Annotated in this window: 14 protein-coding genes; 10 read left to right on the forward strand and 4 right to left on the reverse strand. The window is 69.3% G+C overall.

Annotation, left to right across the window (positions count from 1 at the left end):
• Window positions 1–5: 5 nt before the first annotated feature.
• Window positions 6–1496 carry an amidohydrolase family protein gene (locus MVG78_RS01965; protein WP_247557744.1) on the reverse strand — a complete coding sequence of 497 codons (1491 nt, stop codon included), beginning with the start codon at window positions 1494–1496 and terminating at the stop codon, window positions 6–8.
• A gap of 471 nt (window positions 1497–1967) precedes the next feature.
• Here MVG78_RS01965 and MVG78_RS01970 point away from each other — a divergent pair, with 471 nt between their 5' ends.
• A complete protein-coding gene (locus tag MVG78_RS01970; RefSeq protein WP_247557746.1) occupies window positions 1968–3317 on the forward strand; it encodes an LLM class flavin-dependent oxidoreductase in 1350 nt (449 codons plus the stop codon).
• A 64-nt stretch (window positions 3318–3381) separates the two neighbouring features.
• On the opposite strand, the gene MVG78_RS01975 is transcribed toward MVG78_RS01970, so the two are convergent.
• Window positions 3382–4074: a flavin reductase family protein gene (locus MVG78_RS01975; protein WP_247557748.1), complete on the reverse strand. Its 693-nt coding sequence runs from the start codon at window positions 4072–4074 to the stop codon at window positions 3382–3384.
• Between the two features lie 193 nt (window positions 4075–4267).
• On the opposite strand from MVG78_RS01975, the gene MVG78_RS01980 reads away from it, so the two are divergent.
• The 7 genes from MVG78_RS01980 (at window position 4268) to MVG78_RS02010 (ending at window position 11466) form a co-directional block, all read left to right on the forward strand.
• On the forward strand, window positions 4268–5476 hold the full coding sequence (locus tag MVG78_RS01980; protein ID WP_247557750.1) for an amidohydrolase family protein: 1209 nt from the start codon (window positions 4268–4270) through the stop codon (window positions 5474–5476).
• Window positions 5477–5626: 150 nt separating this feature from the next.
• Window positions 5627–6916, forward strand: a complete 1290-nt coding sequence (locus tag MVG78_RS01985) for a cystathionine gamma-synthase family protein (RefSeq protein ID WP_247557752.1) — start codon at window positions 5627–5629, stop codon at window positions 6914–6916.
• Between the two features lie 133 nt (window positions 6917–7049).
• A complete protein-coding gene (locus tag MVG78_RS01990) occupies window positions 7050–8222 on the forward strand; it encodes an ABC transporter substrate-binding protein (RefSeq protein ID WP_282615036.1) in 1173 nt (390 codons plus the stop codon).
• A gap of 119 nt (window positions 8223–8341) precedes the next feature.
• Entirely contained in the window at window positions 8342–9238 is an 897-nt protein-coding gene (locus tag MVG78_RS01995) for a transporter substrate-binding domain-containing protein (protein WP_247557754.1), read from the forward strand.
• Between the two features lie 70 nt (window positions 9239–9308).
• Window positions 9309–9977 (forward strand): amino acid ABC transporter permease, encoded by a 669-nt coding sequence (locus MVG78_RS02000; RefSeq protein ID WP_247557756.1) that lies wholly within the window; start codon window positions 9309–9311, stop codon window positions 9975–9977.
• Window positions 9978–9989: 12 nt separating this feature from the next.
• The gene (locus tag MVG78_RS02005; RefSeq protein WP_247557757.1) at window positions 9990–10655 is read left to right on the forward strand and encodes an amino acid ABC transporter permease; all 666 of its coding nucleotides are present in this window, start codon (window positions 9990–9992) and stop codon (window positions 10653–10655) included.
• Window positions 10656–10665: 10 nt separating this feature from the next.
• A complete protein-coding gene (locus tag MVG78_RS02010) occupies window positions 10666–11466 on the forward strand; it encodes an amino acid ABC transporter ATP-binding protein (protein WP_247557759.1) in 801 nt (266 codons plus the stop codon).
• A 383-nt stretch (window positions 11467–11849) separates the two neighbouring features.
• On the opposite strand, the gene MVG78_RS02015 is transcribed toward MVG78_RS02010, so the two are convergent.
• A complete protein-coding gene (locus MVG78_RS02015; RefSeq protein ID WP_247557761.1) occupies window positions 11850–13934 on the reverse strand; it encodes a DUF4214 domain-containing protein in 2085 nt (694 codons plus the stop codon).
• 610 nt (window positions 13935–14544) lie between these two features.
• On the opposite strand from MVG78_RS02015, the gene MVG78_RS21895 reads away from it, so the two are divergent.
• Entirely contained in the window at window positions 14545–14760 is a 216-nt protein-coding gene (locus tag MVG78_RS21895; RefSeq protein WP_428480794.1) for a hypothetical protein, read from the forward strand.
• Here the strand turns inward: MVG78_RS21895 and MVG78_RS02025 are convergent.
• Window positions 14712–14888, reverse strand: a complete 177-nt coding sequence (locus MVG78_RS02025; protein ID WP_247557765.1) for an SH3 domain-containing protein — start codon at window positions 14886–14888, stop codon at window positions 14712–14714. The two genes, MVG78_RS21895 and MVG78_RS02025, sit on opposite strands and share 49 nt — an antisense overlap.
• A 506-nt stretch (window positions 14889–15394) precedes the next feature.
• Here MVG78_RS02025 and MVG78_RS02030 point away from each other — a divergent pair.
• Window positions 15395–15661 carry a hypothetical protein gene (locus tag MVG78_RS02030; protein ID WP_247557766.1) on the forward strand — a complete coding sequence of 89 codons (267 nt, stop codon included), beginning with the start codon at window positions 15395–15397 and terminating at the stop codon, window positions 15659–15661.
• Window positions 15662–15728 lie beyond the last annotated feature (67 nt).

The following is a 15728-nucleotide window of genomic DNA, read 5'->3' on the forward strand; positions in this document are numbered from 1 at the left end:
GCCGCTCAGCGGGCGATGGCGGGGCGGCGCACCGGCCGGCCGGGCCGCGCCGCCACGTCCATCACGCCATCGGCGATCACCGGCTCGCCGCTGACGATCAGGTGCCGCACGCCTTCCGCAGGACGGTTCATCGCGGTGAACTCCGCCTTGTCGCTGAGCGTGTCGTAGTCGAAGACCACCACATCGGCATCGGCGCCCAGGGTCAGGCGCCCCTTGCCGGCCATGGCGGGCGTGCTGGCCTCTAGGATCTGCGCCGGGATCAGCGAGCACTTGCGGATGCCCTCGATCAGCGGCACCGCCTGGCGCTCCCGCACCCAGTGGCGGATGAAGCGGGTGAAGCAGCCGGCGGAGCGCGGGTGGGAGGTGGCTTCCTCCGGCAAGGGCCAAGCATCGCCCGTATAGGTGCTGCCATCCGGCATGCTCCAGGGCATCGCGTCCGAGGCGATGGCGCCGTCCGGATAGAGCACGGCCATGTCGAGCAGCTCGCGGTGGCGTTCGTTGTGCTCCGTGTCCAGCACGTGCCAGAGCACGAGCTGCGAGGGGTCCTCCGCCTGCGCCGCCAGCAGCTCCTCACGGTCGCGGAAGCGGTGGCCGTCCGTCACGCGCTGCACGGAATCATAGCCGAGGCCATTGCGGGACTCGAAATGCGGATCGCTGAAGAAGGCGGCCGCCAGCACGGTCGAACCGGTGCCGTAGGGATAGGCTTCGACGGTGATGTTCAGCCCCTTGCGCTGCGCGTTGCGCACCAGCTCGGTGCAGCGGGCGATGTCCGTCTTGCTGGAACTGTTGAAGTGGCAGATGTGCATGTGCGCGCCGGTCGCCGCGGCATAGCCGATCAGGCGGATATAAGCCTCGGCCGCGCTCTGCGGATCGATGCGCGCCATGTAGGCGACATGCGTGAAGGTCGGCACGTTCCTGGCGGCGGCGAGACGGCAGACCTCGATCAGCTCCTGCACGCCGGCGCCGGGCGCATAGGCGTTGAGGATGCCGATGCCGATGCCGCCCTCGTCGAGCCCCTGGGCCAGGCGCTCCAGGATGCCCTTCACCTCGGCCTCGGTCGCGATGTTGTCCATCCAGCGGCGGTCGCGCATGGCGCGGCCGAAGGCCTCCAGCGAGGATTCCTCGTTGGTGCCGACCATGGCGCCGATGCGGGCGAAGGCCCAGTTGGTGGCGGCACCGTAGTTCAGGATGCGGCCCTGTTCCGCCTGCCGCCGGTACCAGGAGGCGACGGGCATCACGCCGGCCTCCAGGTCGAGCGTCGTGGTCACGCCGTCGAAGGCCTGCATGCGGTCGGCGGGGATCGACTGGCCATGCGCGTGCAGGTCGATGAAGCCCGGCGCGACCACGAGCCCGGTGGCGTCGATCACACGCTCGGCGCCGCCCAGCCCGGTGCCGACAGCGGCGACCTTGCCATCCACCAGGGCGACGTCGCCCACGGCGTCCATCCCGCTCGCCGGGTCCACCACCCGGCCGCCGCTGATCACCAAGCCGCCCATTCCGTCACCTCGCGCGCCAGACATCCGCCCACGCACCGTGCCGGCGGCGACGCGTGCGGCCAGCCCGGTGCGGGCGCGGCACTAGAAACAGATTCTCCAGGGCTGGCAATCGCAGGGGACGGTTCCATGCGCGGGCCCAGGGTGCAAATCGTCCTGGCGGAGAGGGGGTTCCGGGGCGAGAGGCAGGGCCTCTCCCCCCGGGGCTGGCCACGAGGCGCGGCGCCGGACCCTCGCAGGCCCGTATTCGCACTTTGACGGCAAGAGCCCGCCGCCCTTAGGCTCAGCCCAGGGACAGGACAACACCAGCGCATCGCGGCTCCACCAGGATTTCGGGACACTGCGCAGTGGAACATGCGGGAAACGATGCGGTGCCTGTCCGCCATGATCCGGCGGCCGCCGCTTCCGTCCCGCTCGCCGGACGCGGATGCCGGCACGCCCTCCCCCCGACCAGGACCTTCGGAGAATGACGGCATGAGTGGCCATCGTCGCGACATGAAGCTCGGCTTGAACATCGTGGCCAACGGCGCGCACTCCGCGGGGTGGCGGATGCCCGATGCGCAGGAAACGGCGGCCATGGACTTCGCGCTCTGGAAGCGCCTGGCCCAGGCGGCGGAGCGGGCGCGCTTCCACTTCATGTTCTGGGCCGACGGCATCGCGGTCCGCCATTCCGCCAGGAGCGATGACGAGCTGAGCTACCTCGCCCGCATCGATGTCTTCGAGCCGCTGACGCTGATCGGCGCCCTGGCGGCGGTGACGGAGCGGCTGGGCTTCGTGGCCAGCGCCTCGACCACCTATAACGAGCCCTATCACATCGCGCGCAAGTTCGCCTCGCTCGACCATATCAGCGGCGGCCGCGTGGGCTGGAACGTCGTGACCTCCTGGAGCGAGCAGGAGGCGCACAACTTCGGCAGTGACCGGTTGCTGGCGCACGAGAACCGCTACCGCCGCGCCGAGGAATTCGTCGATGTCGTCTTTGGCCTCTGGGACAGCTGGGAGGACGATGCCTTCATCCGTGACAAGGTCTCGGGCCGCTACTTCGACCCGGCGAAGCTGCACAACCTGCGCCATGAGGGCGAGCATTTCCGCGTGGCCGGGCCTCTGAACGTCGCGCGGCCGGTCCAGGGCTATCCGGTGATCGCGCAGGCGGGCTCCTCCGGGCCCGGGCAGGTGCTGGGCTCGCGCATCGCCGACATCATCTACACGGCGCAGAAGTCGCGCGAGGATGCCGTCGCCTTCTACAGCAGCGTCAAGTCGCATGCCGCGGGCACGGGCCGCGATCAGGAGAGCATGCTGGTGATGCCGGGCATCATGCCGATCCTGGGCCGCACGCGTGCCGAGGCCGAGGGCAGGTTCGCGCAGCTCCAGGACCTGATCCACGAATGCCTGGGCCTGCCGATGCTGGCCTCCTCCTTCGGCGACCTGTCGGGCCTGCCACTGGACGGGCCGCTGCCCGCGCCGCTGGAGAACAGCAACGCGGTCAAGAGCGGGCACGAGAAGCTGGTGCGGATGGCCCGGCAGGAAGGCATGACGATCCGCAAGCTCTACCAGATCGTCGCCGGTGCTTCCGGCCATAACCTCGTGGTGGGCACCGCCGCCGACGTGGCCGACCTGATGGAGGACTGGTTCACCGCGCGCGGCTGCGACGGGTTCAACATCATGGCCTCCCACCTTCCGGCGCCGGCCTACGAGGCCTTCGAATGGCTGGTGCCGGAACTGCAGCGGCGCGGCCTGTTCCAGACCGAGTATGGCGGCGACGGCACCTTCCGCGGCAGCCTCGGCCTGGCGCGGCCGGCACACGGCTCGCACCGCAGGCGCGCCTGAGGCCATGATGCCCTTGTGAGCGATGTGGGCCTGGATGGAATGGAGGCCATCCGCCCGCGCGGTGTCAGCCCTGGCGCCGTGCCGGCACCTGTCCGGCGGCATGGTCGCGGGCGCTCATGGTGGGCAGGTCGAAGCGCTGGCGGGTGCCGGCATAGCCGTGCCCGCCCATGCGGCCCACGGCATCGATGACCGACGGGTCGATGTGCAGCCGCTCATCCACCGCATCGGCACGCAGATGCGCGTGGAGAACCTCGCCCAGCACGATCTCGCGGGAGTTGCCGATCTCCAGGAAGGAATGCAGGCGGCATTCCAGCGCGGCGGGGGCCCGGGCGATCCAGGGGCAGGCGACGGCATGGCCGGGGCGGATCTCCAGCCCGGCCTCGGCCAGCTCGTCCACGCCCGGATCGAAGGGGGTGGCGCAGACATTCATCGCCTCCACCAGCGCGTCGGAGACGATGTTGACGGTGAAGCAGCCCGTGTCGCGGATGTTGCGGCCGGTGTCCTTCGGCCTGCCATCGGCGCGGAACTCGATGCCCAGGGCCACGATGGCGGGATCGGCGGAGAGGCAGTTGAAGAAGGAGAAAGGCGCCGCGTTCGCGCGCCCATCCGCCCCGACCGTCGTCACCAGCGCGATGGGGCGCGGCACGACGCTGCCGATCAGGATCTTGTAGCGCTCGCGCGGGGACAGGGCGGCGAAGTCGAAGCCCAGGCTCCCTGTGGTGCTTTCCGTGGCGCCGGCGCGGGTGATGTCGCTCATGTCTCGTTCCTTCGGCATCGTCGCCAGACCGTATCGGTGGCCGCAGGTGGGAGGCTCCGGGATGCCATCGACAGCGGCCCCCCGGCAAGTTCCGCCCGGCCGGCTTGAATCCCGGGGATCGCCGGCGCTTCATGGCGGCGCGCGGCCGGGAGGGTCCGGCCCGCCATCGCCCCACCTGGAGGAAACGCCCCGCATGACGCATGACCTGCTGCTCCGGAACGTCCGGCCCATGGGGGGCGGGGCCACCGACGTGCTGGTCCGTGACGGGCGCGTGGCCGCCTGGGGCGCCGGCCCGGATGCCCTCCTGGAGGCGCCCGGCGTGCCGGTGGAGGATGGTGCCGGGGCCCTGCTGATCCCGGGCTTCGTCGAGGCGCACACGCATCTCGACAAGTCGCTCTGGGGCATGGGCTGGCGCCGGCACCAGGCCGGCCCGCGGCTGATCGACAAGATCGAGACCGAGCGCCGGCTGAAGAAGGAATGGGACATCGACCCGGCCCGCCAGTCGGCGCGGCAGGTGGTGCAGTCGCTGCGCATGGGCACGACGCATATCCGCACGCATGTGGATGTGGACGATGCGGTGGGCCTCGCTGGCATGGAGGGCGTGCTCGCCACCAGAGCCGCCTATGCCGGGGTGATGGAGATCGAGACCGTCGCCTTCCCGCAATCCGGGGTGATGGCCCGCCCGGGCGTGGCGGAATTGCTGGAAGAAGCGATGCGCATGGGTGCGGATGTGGTGGGCGGGCTCGACCCCTGCGCCATCGACCGCGACCCCAAGGGGCAGCTCGATCTGGTCTTCGCCCTGGCGGAGCGCTTCGGCAAGCCGGTGGACATCCACCTGCACGAGCCCGGGCAGCTCGGCGCCTTCAGCCTGGAGCTGATCATCGAGCGCACCCGGTCGCTGGGCATGGCCGGGCAGGTGACGGTGAGCCATGCCTTCTGCCTGGGCGACCCGGACCCGGCGCTGGTGAACCCGCTGCTGGAGCGGATCGCGGAGCTGGACATCGCCATCGCCACCACCGCGCCCGCCAGCCGCCCCGTGCCCGCCGCCGCCGCGCTGCGCCGCATGGGCATCCGGCTCTGCGCCGGCTCCGACGGCATCCGCGACACCTGGGGCCCCTACGGCAATGCCGACATGCTGGAGCGGGCGATGCTGATCGGACTGCGCAACAACTTCCGCCGCGACGAGGAGGTGGAGATGGCGCTGGACATCTGCACCCGGGGCGGTGCCGGAGTGATGCGGCTCGCGGGCTATGGGATCGAGCCCGGCTGTCAGGCGGATCTCGTGCTCGTGGACGGGGAATCGCTCACCGAGGCCGTGGCCGCCCGTCCACCGCGCCGCCTCGTGGTCAAGCGGGGCCGGGTGGTGGCGCGCAACGGCGCCTCCCTGGTCGAGGCGCCCTGACCCCCGCCCATCGCGACGGGGCGCTGCCGGCGCCCCCACCGCGATGTGAATTCCGCCTCTTCCCTGCCCCCGGCAAGGTCCGGAACAATGGGCTGCCGGTCGTCGACCAGGGATGCCGGCGGGTTCCATGGCAGGGAAAAGGCGAGGCGCATGGCTGAGGACCGCAGTCACAGGACCATGCTCGGCAACCACCGGCTGAGCCCCGAGACGCTGATGCTGGGTTATGGCTACGACCCGGCCCTGTCGGAAGGCGCGGTGAAGCCGCCGGTCTTCCTCACCTCCACCTTCGTCTTCCGCTCGGCGGAGGAAGGGCGCGACTATTTCGACGTGGTGGCCGGGCGCAAGCCGGCGCCGGAGGGCGGGGCGGGCCTGGTCTATTCCCGCTTCAACCACCCGAACAGCGAGATCGTGGAGGAGCGGCTGGCCCTCTACGAGGGGGCGGAGGGCGGGCTGCTCTTCGCCTCCGGCATGGCCGCGATCGCTACCACCATCCTGGCCCATGCGCGGCCGGGGCAGGTCATCCTGCACAGCCAGCCGCTCTACGGCGGCACGGAAACGCTGCTGGCCCGCACCCTGGCGGAATACGGCATCCTGGCCGAGGGCTTCTCCCACGGCACCGATGCCGGTGCCATCCGCGCCGCGGCGGACCGCGCCATGGCACGCGGCCCGGTGACGATGATCCTGGCCGAGACCCCCTCCAACCCGTTGAACACGCTGGTGGACCTCGCCCTGCTCCGGGAGGAGGCCGAGCGCGTTGGGGCTGCCCAGGGCGGGAAGCGCCCGCTGCTGGTCTGCGACAACACCCTGCTCGGCCCGGTCTTCCAGACGCCATTGGCCCAGGGGGCGGACATCTCCGTCTATTCGCTGACCAAGTATGTCGGCGGGCACAGCGACCTGATCGCCGGCGCGGCGCTGGGGTCGCGCGCGGTGCTGCAGCCGGTGCGGTTGTTGCGCGGCGCCATCGGCACGCAGCTCGACCCGCATTCCTGCTGGATGATCGGCCGCTCGCTGGAAACGCTGTCGCTGCGGATGCGGGCGGCGGCAGCCAATGCCGAGGCAGTGGCGGAGTTCCTGTCCGGCCATCCGCATGTGAGCCGGGTGCACGCGCTGGGGCCGGACCGGGGCGACGAGGCGACACGGCGGGTCTATGCGGCGCAGTGCAGCGGCCCCGGCTCGACCTTCAGCATCGAGCTGCGGGGTGGGCAGGCCGAGGCCTTCCGCATGCTGAACGCGCTGCGGGTCTTCAAGCTGGCAGTCAGCCTGGGCGGGACGGAATCGCTGATCAGCCACCCGGCCTCCACCACCCATTCCGGCGTGCCGGCGGAGGTGCGGGCACGGATCGGCGTCACCGACGGGCTGGTGCGGCTGAGCATCGGCATCGAGAACCCGGACGACCTGATCGCCGATCTCGCCCAGGCCCTGGCGGCGCTGGACGACTGACCGCCCGCCCCCGCGCAGGAGAGCACGGGCCGGGGCTGTGGCCCTGGCCAAGCCGGGCGGTTCATGCAAAGGGTTCGCAACAACTTCGCGGCCTCCCGTCGCCCCCGCCGGGCGCGGGGCCACCGGAAAGGCGTTGCGCCATGCCCGAGACATCCTCTCCCCCTGCCCGCCCCGCCGGGCCGTGCTGCGCCACGGGCTGGCCCTGGCTCTTTCGGGCCTTGCGGCCCCGCTGGCGGCCCCCACCGTGCTGCGGGCGCAGGAAGCCCCCCGCGCGCGCGACCTGCTGGGCCGGGAGATCGTCCTGAAGCAGCCGGCCCGGCGGATCGCCCTGGGCCAGGGGCGGCACCTCGCCGTGCTGAACCTGCTGCACCCCGACCCGGCCAGCCTCGTCGTCGGCTGGGCGGAGGACATGCGGCGCGGCGAGAAGGGGGAATACCAGGCTTATCTGCAGCGCTTCCCCGCCCTGGACAGCCTGCCGGTGCTCGGCTTCTCCACCGGGGTCGGAGTGCTGGAGCAGTTGCTGACGGTGAAGCCGGACCTGCTGCTGCTGAGCCGCCGCAATGTCGCCAGCCTGGGCGGCGACGCGGCCGCCGCCAGCTTCTTCGCGCCGCTGGAGGCGGCGGGCGTCGCCGTGGCGGTGGTGGACTTCTTCGTCCGCCCGCTGCGCGACACGGAGCCGAGCCTGGAGATCCTGGGGAAGCTGCTGGGGCGGGAGGAGCAGGCCGGCGCCTTCCTGGACTTCTACCGCGCGCGCATGCAGGCGGTGCAGGCGCGCCTCGCCGGGATCGGGGAGAACCGCCCCCGCGTGATGATGCACGCCCATGCCGGGGGGCTCGCCTGCTGCTTCTCCCCGGGCCGGGGCGTCTATGACGACTTCATCCGCTTCGCCGGCGGGCACAATATCGGCGCGGACAGCATCGCCACCGAGACCGGCCAGCTCAGCCTGGAATACGTGCTGACGCAGGATCCGCAGGTCTATATCGCCACCGGCGGCCCCTATGGCGGGCGCGGCGGGGTCAGCCTGGGGGCCGGGGTCGATCCCGCTTTGGCCCGGTCGAGCCTGGCGCAGGTGATCGAGAGCCAGCACCTCTCCGGCCTCGGCGCCGTGAAGCAGGGCCGGGCCCATGCGCTCTGGCACGCCTTCAACGACTCGCCCACCCATCTCATGGCCATCGAGGCCATGGCGCGCTGGTTCCACCCGGAGGCCACGGCCGGGATCGACCCCGCCGGCACGCTGGCGGCAATGAACCAGCGATTCGCCGCCGTGCCGATGCAGGGAACCTACTGGACCGACCTGGGCGCCTAGGCCCCTCCCCCGCCCTTCCGCATACGAACCATTGTGGAGGTGGCGGCATTCTTGCTCTGCTCCCCATGGCGGGGCCGGTTCATCCCGGCTCCGGGGGACAGCGAGGGGGTACACACCCGATGGACGACCAGACCAACCGCGCCAATCTCGTCCGGCGCGGCTTCTTCGGGCTTTCGGCGCTCGGTGCCGCGATGGGGACGGGCCTCGGCCTGCTCACGCCCAAAGCGGCACATGCCCAGGCGGCGGGCAGGAGCCGGTTGCAGGTGGTGAAGGACCGCGGCAAGCTGATCGTCGGCACCGGCAGCACCAACCCGCCCTGGCATTTCGAGGATTCCAGCGGGAAGCTGGTGGGCATGGACATCGACCTCGCCCGGCTGCTGGCGAAGAACCTGTTCGACGACTACGACAAGGTGGAGTTTGTGCTGCAGGGCTCCGATGCCCGCATCCCGAGCCTGGTCACCGACAAGGTGGACATCGTGGTGCAGTGGATGACCGTCACCGGCGGCCGCGCGCAGCAGGTGGAGTTCACCATCCCCTATTACCGCGAGGGCGTGACGCTGCTGATGCTGGCGCGCGGCGGCAAGTACAAGACCTTCGACGAGCTGAAGGCCGCCGGCGGCGGCGTCACCATCGGTGGCATGCAGAACGTCTTCCTGGAGGATTGGGTCCACAAGGCCCTGCCGCAGGCGAAGGTCGATGCCTTCGAGAGCCCCGACGCCGCGATCCAGGCGCTGAACGCCCGCCGCATCGACGCCTCGATGCAGGACCAGTCCGCCGCGCGCTGGCTGATGCAGCAGGCGCCGGGCCGCTTCGTCGATGCCGGCTATGGCTGGATGCCCAACTCCTATGCCTCCGCCGTCAAGCCGGGCGACCAGGTGTGGCTGAACTACGTCAACACCGTGTACAAGGAGGCCATGATGGGCGTCGATTTCGACTACTTCGCCGCCTCCTACAAGAAGTGGTTCGGCATCGAACTGCCGACGCCCAAGGTCGGCTTCCCGTCCGAATTCTCCTGATCCCCCCGCCGCCCCGCCGGAACCGTCCGGCGGGGCCCGCATCCTTTTGCACGCAGCGACCGGGACAGGCATGATCGACTACCATTTCGACTGGTCCGTCATCTGGCGGAACTGGGACCGTTTCGCGGCCTCGCTCGGCCTGGGCCTCGGGCTGGCGCTCGCCTCGCTCGCCATCGGCACGGCGATCGGCCTCTTCTGCGCCATGGGGCGCGTCTATGGGCCACGCTGGATCAGTTGGCCGGTCTGGGCCTATGTGGAGATCATCCGCAACACGCCGCTGCTGCTGCTGGTCTTCTTCATCTATTTCGGCCTGCCGGAGCTGGGTATCTACTGGCTGGACAAGATCCAGTCCTTCATCCTCACCCTCTCCATCTATGCCGGCGCCTATATGTGCGAGGTCTTCCGCGCCGGCCTCGGCACGGTGCCACGGCAGTACATGGAGGCCGCCAAGGCCATCGGCATGCGGCCCTGGCAGCGGCAGCGCCACGTCATCCTGCCCGTGACCTTCCGTATCACCCTGCCGGCGATCAGCAACAACCTGATCTCGCTGTTCAAGGACACCTCGCTCGCCGCCGCCATCGCGGTGCCGGAACTGACCTTCACGGCGCGGCAGATCAACGCCAACACCTTCCGCGTGATGGAATCCTGGCTCACCGCCAGCGCGCTCTATCTCGTCACCGCCTATGCGATCGCCTTGCTGCTGCGGCAGGTCGAGCGCCGCTACGCCGTGATCCGCTGAGGGAGAAAGAAGATGGATCTCGACCTCTTTCTCGAACAGGCCTGGCTCGCCCGCTTCTCGCTGCTCTCCGGCCTCCAGGTCACCATCGGCACCTCGCTGCTCAGCATCCTTCTCGCCACCCTGGCCGGGCTGGCGATGGGGGCCGTGCTTGCCTATGCCTGGGCCCCCTTCCGCTGGCTGGCGCGCGCCTATGTGGATTTCATGCGCGGCATTCCGGTGCTCGTGCTGATCCTCTTCACCTTCTACGGCCTGGCGCTGTTCAAGGTGAACGTCGCCCCCTTCACCGCCGGGGTGATCGCGCTCTCCGCCTTCGCCACGGCGCATGTGGCGGAGAACCTGCGCGGCGCGCTGCAATCCGTGCCCGCCGGGCAGATGGAGGCGGCCAAGGCCATCGGCCTGACCTTCCCGAAACGCCTCTGGTACGTGATCATCCCCCAGGCGGTGCGCCGCGCGCTGCCGCCCTGGGTGAACATCTGCCTGGAGATCGTGAAGGGCTCCACGCTGCTTTCGGTGATCGGCGTGGTCGAGCTGCTGCTGGCGACGCAGCAGGCGATCTCGCGCAACTACATGATCATCCAGTTCTACCTGCTCGCGGCGATCCTCTACCTGATCGTCAACTTCGCCATCGCCCAGCTTGGCGCGCTGCTGGAGCGGCGCTTCTCCTATATCCGCAGTTGAGGTTCCCATCATGAGCCAGAGTGACGGCGCCCAGCCCCTTCTCCGTGCGCGCGACGTGCACAAGAGCTTCGGCCCGGTGGAAGTGCTGAAGGGCATCGATCTCGAAGTGCGCCAGGGCCAGGTGGTCTCGCTGATCGGCGCCTCCGGTTCCGGCAAGACCACCTTCCTGCGCTGCGTGAACCTGCTGGAGGAACATGACGGCGGCGAGATCCTGCTTGATGGCGACCCGATCGGCTACCGCGTCGAGAACGGGCGGCGCCGGCGGCTGAGCGAAGTTCAGGTGTCCGCCCAGCGCGCCCGCATCGGCATGGTGTTCCAGAGCTTCAACCTCTTCCCGCATCTGACGGCGGAGGAGAACGTGATGCTCGGCCTCGTCCGCGTCCTCGGCAAGCGGAAGCCGGAGGCGCGCGACATCGCGGGACACTGGCTGGACCGCGTGGGCCTGGGGCCGCGGCGCGGGCATTATCCCTACCAGCTTTCCGGCGGGCAGCAGCAGCGCGTGGCCATCGCGCGCGCCGTGGCCATGCAGCCGCGCCTGCTGCTCTTCGACGAGGTGACCTCCGCCCTCGACCCGGAGCTGGTGGCCGAGGTGCTGGGCGTGATGCAGAACCTCGCCGAGAGCGGCATGACCATGCTCCTGGTCAGCCACGAGATGCTCTTCGTGCGCGACGTGTCGCACCATGTCGTCTTCATGGATGGCGGCCGCGTCGCCCAGGCCGGGCCGCCGAAGGAGATCTTCGGCAACCCTTCCAGCGACAGGCTGCGCAGCTTCCTCGGGCGCTTCCACGGCATCTTCGGGACCATGGGCTGACACCCGGCCCACTGTTCCGGCATTGCTCTGTCCCTCCGGGGGACAAGGCTCCGCCTTTTCCCCCGCCCCCTTATCCGCCAGGACCCTGCGGGCCCTGGACCCCGTTCGTTGGCACTCTCTGACGCTGGATCGCGCCGGAGAGCGATGCTCTCCGGCGACTGTGGATGCCACCAGCGCGGAGAAGGATTCTTTCTTTTCGGGAGCCCCGCTGATTCACCTGCTTCCCGGGTTTGGGCCACAGCACAGCGGCACCCACCAGGGCCAACGAAAGCCCGGGGTCCGGGGACCGGCTTCGGTCCCCCATCATGGTCATGGGCGGAGTGAGGGTCCGGGCGGAGAGGCAGAGCCTCTCCCCCGGGGCCAGCCATGGAAAGCAAGGACGATCAGACGAAGGCGATGCCGTTGTGGATACCGTCGCTGCCGGTGTTCGCCTTGGTCAGCGCCTGGTGTTCCGGGCTCTCGGACACGGCCAGCAGCACTCCCCCACGCGAAAGGGCGTGGGTTTCCAGCAGGTTCATGAAGAAGGCGTAGCCCCCCGCATCCGGCTCGCGATGCAGGGCGGTGTGATAGAGGCCGCTGACGAAGGCCGCGTCGCTCTGCTGCCCATGCACCATGTTCCATTCCGGCGTGGTCAGCCACAGTTCCGGCAGTTGCGCGAAGGTGAATTTCTCTCCCTTCACCGCCGTCACCCAGTTCTCGAGCCCCTCTCGGTCCGGCAGGCGCCCGAAGGCCGCGTCGTAGAGGCGGGCGATGGGGACCGCGGTCTGGTCGGGGATCCAGATTCCTGCCTCGATCTGGCTGGCCGTATTGGCGCGGTTCTCCCGCCCCTCGGACATCGACAGCACGGCCTGTTCCAGCCCCTCCGACGAGAAGGCGGACAACGAGACGATGCCGCTGGAGGCCGATCCGTAAACATGGCTCTCGATCCGCGCCAGGATGCCCGCCAGATCCGTCGCGCCTCCCGCCCGGAATTCCGGACTGGCCAGGAAGTCGTGCGCCAGTGTCTCCAGGCTGCCGCCCGCCTCCAGGAAGGCGACGTGATGCTGCAGGCCGGCCTGGTCCGGCAACCGGTTCAGGATGGATTTATAGAGCCGAACGACCTCCGCCGCCGCATCATCCGCGCCGAAGACCAGCCGGCCATCCGTCAGGGTGACGACATCCAGCGCCGCGGCGTGATAGGCGGTGCTGCCGTGCAGGATGGTGACGCCGCTGCTGCCGTCGCTGACCTGGACCTCCCGCAGCCCGGTCGCGTGCAGGGCGGCGACGCTCCGGCCCGCCGCATCCTGGGTGACGGCCAGGGCCTGCAACACCCCGGTGGTCACAGCCACGCCGGTGGCGGGAGTCCAGAGCGGCAGGCCCTGATCGTCATAGACCGCATGGCCCTGGCCCGAGCCGCTGTTATCCGCAAGCCGGCCATAGCCCCAGCCGTAATGGAGCGTCCCGCCCGTCAGCGGCAGGTCCGACGCGAAGTCCAGCCGCAGCGTGTCGCCATCCACGACCGTGACATGCGTGGCGGCGATGGAGGTTCCATCCGCCAGCCGGACCGTCCATCCCAGGCCGGAGGCCGCCGCGTCGCTGAGCGCGGCGAAGGCATGGGCGCCGTCATGCTGCACATCGACGGTCAGGCTGGTGGCGCCGATCCGCCGCGCCCAGATGACCTCCGGCCCCTCATTGTCGATATGGCCCAACGCCAGCGCGAGGGGTGAGCCGGGCAGGGCGTATTCCGCCCAGCCCTCCGCGATGCTGAGCGCGGCGCGCTGGATCACCAGAGCGGCATCGCCGGCAGACATGTGGCCGCCACCGTAATCCGTGGTGGCCGCATTGGCGTCGAGGTTGTCGAAACTCATGTCCAGGTCGAGGGCCCGGGCGGCGATCACGGCATTGAAGCTCGCATCGGCCGCCAGCTTCTCCATGACCTGGCGGATCACCTGGAGGCCATCAGGCGCGTAGTCGCGATAGGGGATCGCGCTGACGAAGTCATAGGACATGTCCAGCGCCGAATCGCCGAAGGCCGCGCGCAGCAGCGCGGCGTCGTAGCGGACAGCGCTTTCCCACATCGCCGCCGCGGTGGCCGTGGTGAGGCTGCCGTTCTGGATGCCGTGCTGCAGGGTCAGGCTGTCGGTCTCGTTGTGCAGCCAGAGCACGGTGGTGGGATTGTCCCGCAGATCGGCGGAAAGGCCCTGGACGTAGTTCAGCAGCCGCTGTTCCACCGTGCCGGCTGTCCAGCCCTGCTGCCAGTCGCCGTTCACCGCCGTCAGCCAGTCGCCCAGGAAGCCGGTGGCGCCCTGGATGGTGGTGGCCGTGCTGTCCGAGGCACTGAGAGGTCCGGCCAGGATATGGACCTGGTTCTGGACGCCATCGAAGCCGAGAAGCGCCTCGACGGCCTGTTTCAGCCTGTTCGCGCCGCCGAAATTGAGCGCCAGGAGCTCAGCATTGGACTGGCCCCGCACCAGAATGTTGAGATCCAATGAATTGCCCCCGCAAGAAATTCATTGGATGTCCAATACGCGCCCCGCATGTAATTTCCCTTAATCGAGAAAATTTCTATTTTTTATTGATTTCGTTTTGCCTTGTGGGTTCTTTGTTCATCACTTGTTCGTGGTTTAACCAGCGGACAACATTCCGAATCAGGAATTTCCCCTTTCCGGGCGGGTGACTGCAGCACGCGGATCCGCAAGTATGTCGGGCAGACGGGCGGCAAGCTCGCCACGCCCACCGTCATCACCACGGCCTTCACCGATGCGCCGTCCGGCCACACCGGCATGATCGCCGGGGCCATGTTTCACATGACCGGGGCCTGGCAGCAGTCCGCCGATGTCCAGAAGGAGGGCTTCTACCTCGCCGCCGCCCACAACGCGGCCTCGGGTGTCGAACTGATCCGGGTTTCCGATCCCGCCAAGGCCGACATCACCCCGCACTACGAGGAGGCGACGGAGGATGCCATCGGCCTGAGCATTCCCTTCGCCGGTACCTACAAGCGGCCGGAATACGAATGGAGCCGCGCCTATAGCGTGATGACCCAGCCGCCATGCCCTGAACCGGGAGGCCGATGCCGGCGGCCACGCGGCCTGGACGCAGATACTCGACAGCGGCGCGATGAGCCGGACCCAGGTGCTGCTCAACTTCGCCCATGGCGAGGCCCATCTGAGCGTGGACAAGGACCAGGTGATGAGCGACATCCCAGAGGCCACTACGGCATCGCCTTCGCCTGACAGCCCTGCCCGCTTCCTGGCGGACAGGCGCGCTCAGCGCGGCCTGTCCGTCAGGCTCGAATGGACCCAGCCCCAGGGCTGATCCGCCCCCACCTGGTACCAGCCGCCTAGGGCCTCCCGGAAGACGGACAAGGCGGTGCCGCGCGGCAAGGTGCGCAGGACCTGCGACGGGTTCCGTGGCTCGGTGCGCAGGTTGCCGGCCTGCCTCATCGTGATCCTCGCGATGACCGGGGCGGCCGGTGCCGCTTCCTCCACGCGCCGGGCCTGAGCGGGGGTTCCGCATCCGGTCTGGCCGGCACCGGCGCGGCATCCGGCAGGCGGGCCGCCGGGCGGGGATCATCCGTTCCCGGCCTCGCATCGGGGGCCGGCATGGGCGGCCGTGGCGATGGCGCCTGAGCCGGGGGGATGGCTCCGGGATCAGCGGAAGGCCCCGGCAGGGGCTGGGCCGGGAGAGCTTGAGGGGGAAGAGGCCGGGCGGGGGGTGGCTGAGGAGGCGCAGGGAAGAGCAGGGTCCGGACAGCCTCCACCCCCTCCGTGGGAAGCAGGATCCAACCACCGGCCAGCAGGCCGGCGCAAACCAGCAGGCCAGCCATCCACCCCCTGCCGTGGCGGGTGCCGGGCGGCCGGGATGCCTCGGGGTCGGAAAGTGGCGCGGGCCGATCGGCCAGTTGCTCCGCCCATCGCTCCCGGGAAGCCTGGGAAGTCGAGAGAAGCCGTTGGACCGCCATCAGCGTGGCCCGCATCTTTGCCGGGTCAGGCTGCTCGGCCCGAAGCTGCGTCCGGATGTCGAGCAGCAGGAATTCGATATTGGCACGTGCAGGATATGGGATGGAATGCAACCTGCCGGCGATGTCATCGACCGTTGCCAGGATCCTGAGGGCTTCGAATCTCCGCTTCGCCGTCTGTCCAGCCTGTGCGCCGAATTCCGCCTTGTTCGTTCCCTGCCGCGATCGCGCATCCTGCTGGAACATATTCACCCCTGATCTTCCCAGAGTAGCAAAAGGAACATCGCATCAACTTACGATGTTCCCGCGCAAGCCAGCGAAAGAG

Origin of the sequence: Roseomonas gilardii subsp. gilardii (genome assembly GCF_023078375.1) — a bacterium.
Taxonomy (GTDB): Bacteria; Pseudomonadota; Alphaproteobacteria; order Acetobacterales; family Acetobacteraceae; genus Roseomonas; species Roseomonas gilardii.

Excerpts from the sequence above, each read along its gene's own strand:
- MVG78_RS01980 (WP_247557750.1), top strand. The coding sequence starts at position 4,268 with ATGACGCATGACCTGCTGCTCCGGAACGTCCGGCCCATGGGGGGCGGG.
- MVG78_RS02005 (WP_247557757.1), top strand. The coding sequence starts at position 9,990 with ATGGATCTCGACCTCTTTCTCGAACAGGCCTGGCTCGCCCGCTTCTCG.
- MVG78_RS01975 (WP_247557748.1), bottom strand. The coding sequence starts at position 4,074 with ATGAGCGACATCACCCGCGCCGGCGCCACGGAAAGCACCACAGGGAGC.
- MVG78_RS01970 (WP_247557746.1), top strand. The coding sequence starts at position 1,968 with ATGAGTGGCCATCGTCGCGACATGAAGCTCGGCTTGAACATCGTGGCC.
- MVG78_RS02000 (WP_247557756.1), top strand. The coding sequence starts at position 9,309 with ATGATCGACTACCATTTCGACTGGTCCGTCATCTGGCGGAACTGGGAC.
- MVG78_RS02025 (WP_247557765.1), bottom strand. The coding sequence starts at position 14,888 with ATGAGGCAGGCCGGCAACCTGCGCACCGAGCCACGGAACCCGTCGCAG.
- MVG78_RS02010 (WP_247557759.1), top strand. The coding sequence starts at position 10,666 with ATGAGCCAGAGTGACGGCGCCCAGCCCCTTCTCCGTGCGCGCGACGTG.
- MVG78_RS01965 (WP_247557744.1), bottom strand. The coding sequence starts at position 1,496 with ATGGGCGGCTTGGTGATCAGCGGCGGCCGGGTGGTGGACCCGGCGAGC.
- MVG78_RS01985 (WP_247557752.1), top strand. The coding sequence starts at position 5,627 with ATGGCTGAGGACCGCAGTCACAGGACCATGCTCGGCAACCACCGGCTG.
- MVG78_RS01995 (WP_247557754.1), top strand. The coding sequence starts at position 8,342 with ATGGACGACCAGACCAACCGCGCCAATCTCGTCCGGCGCGGCTTCTTC.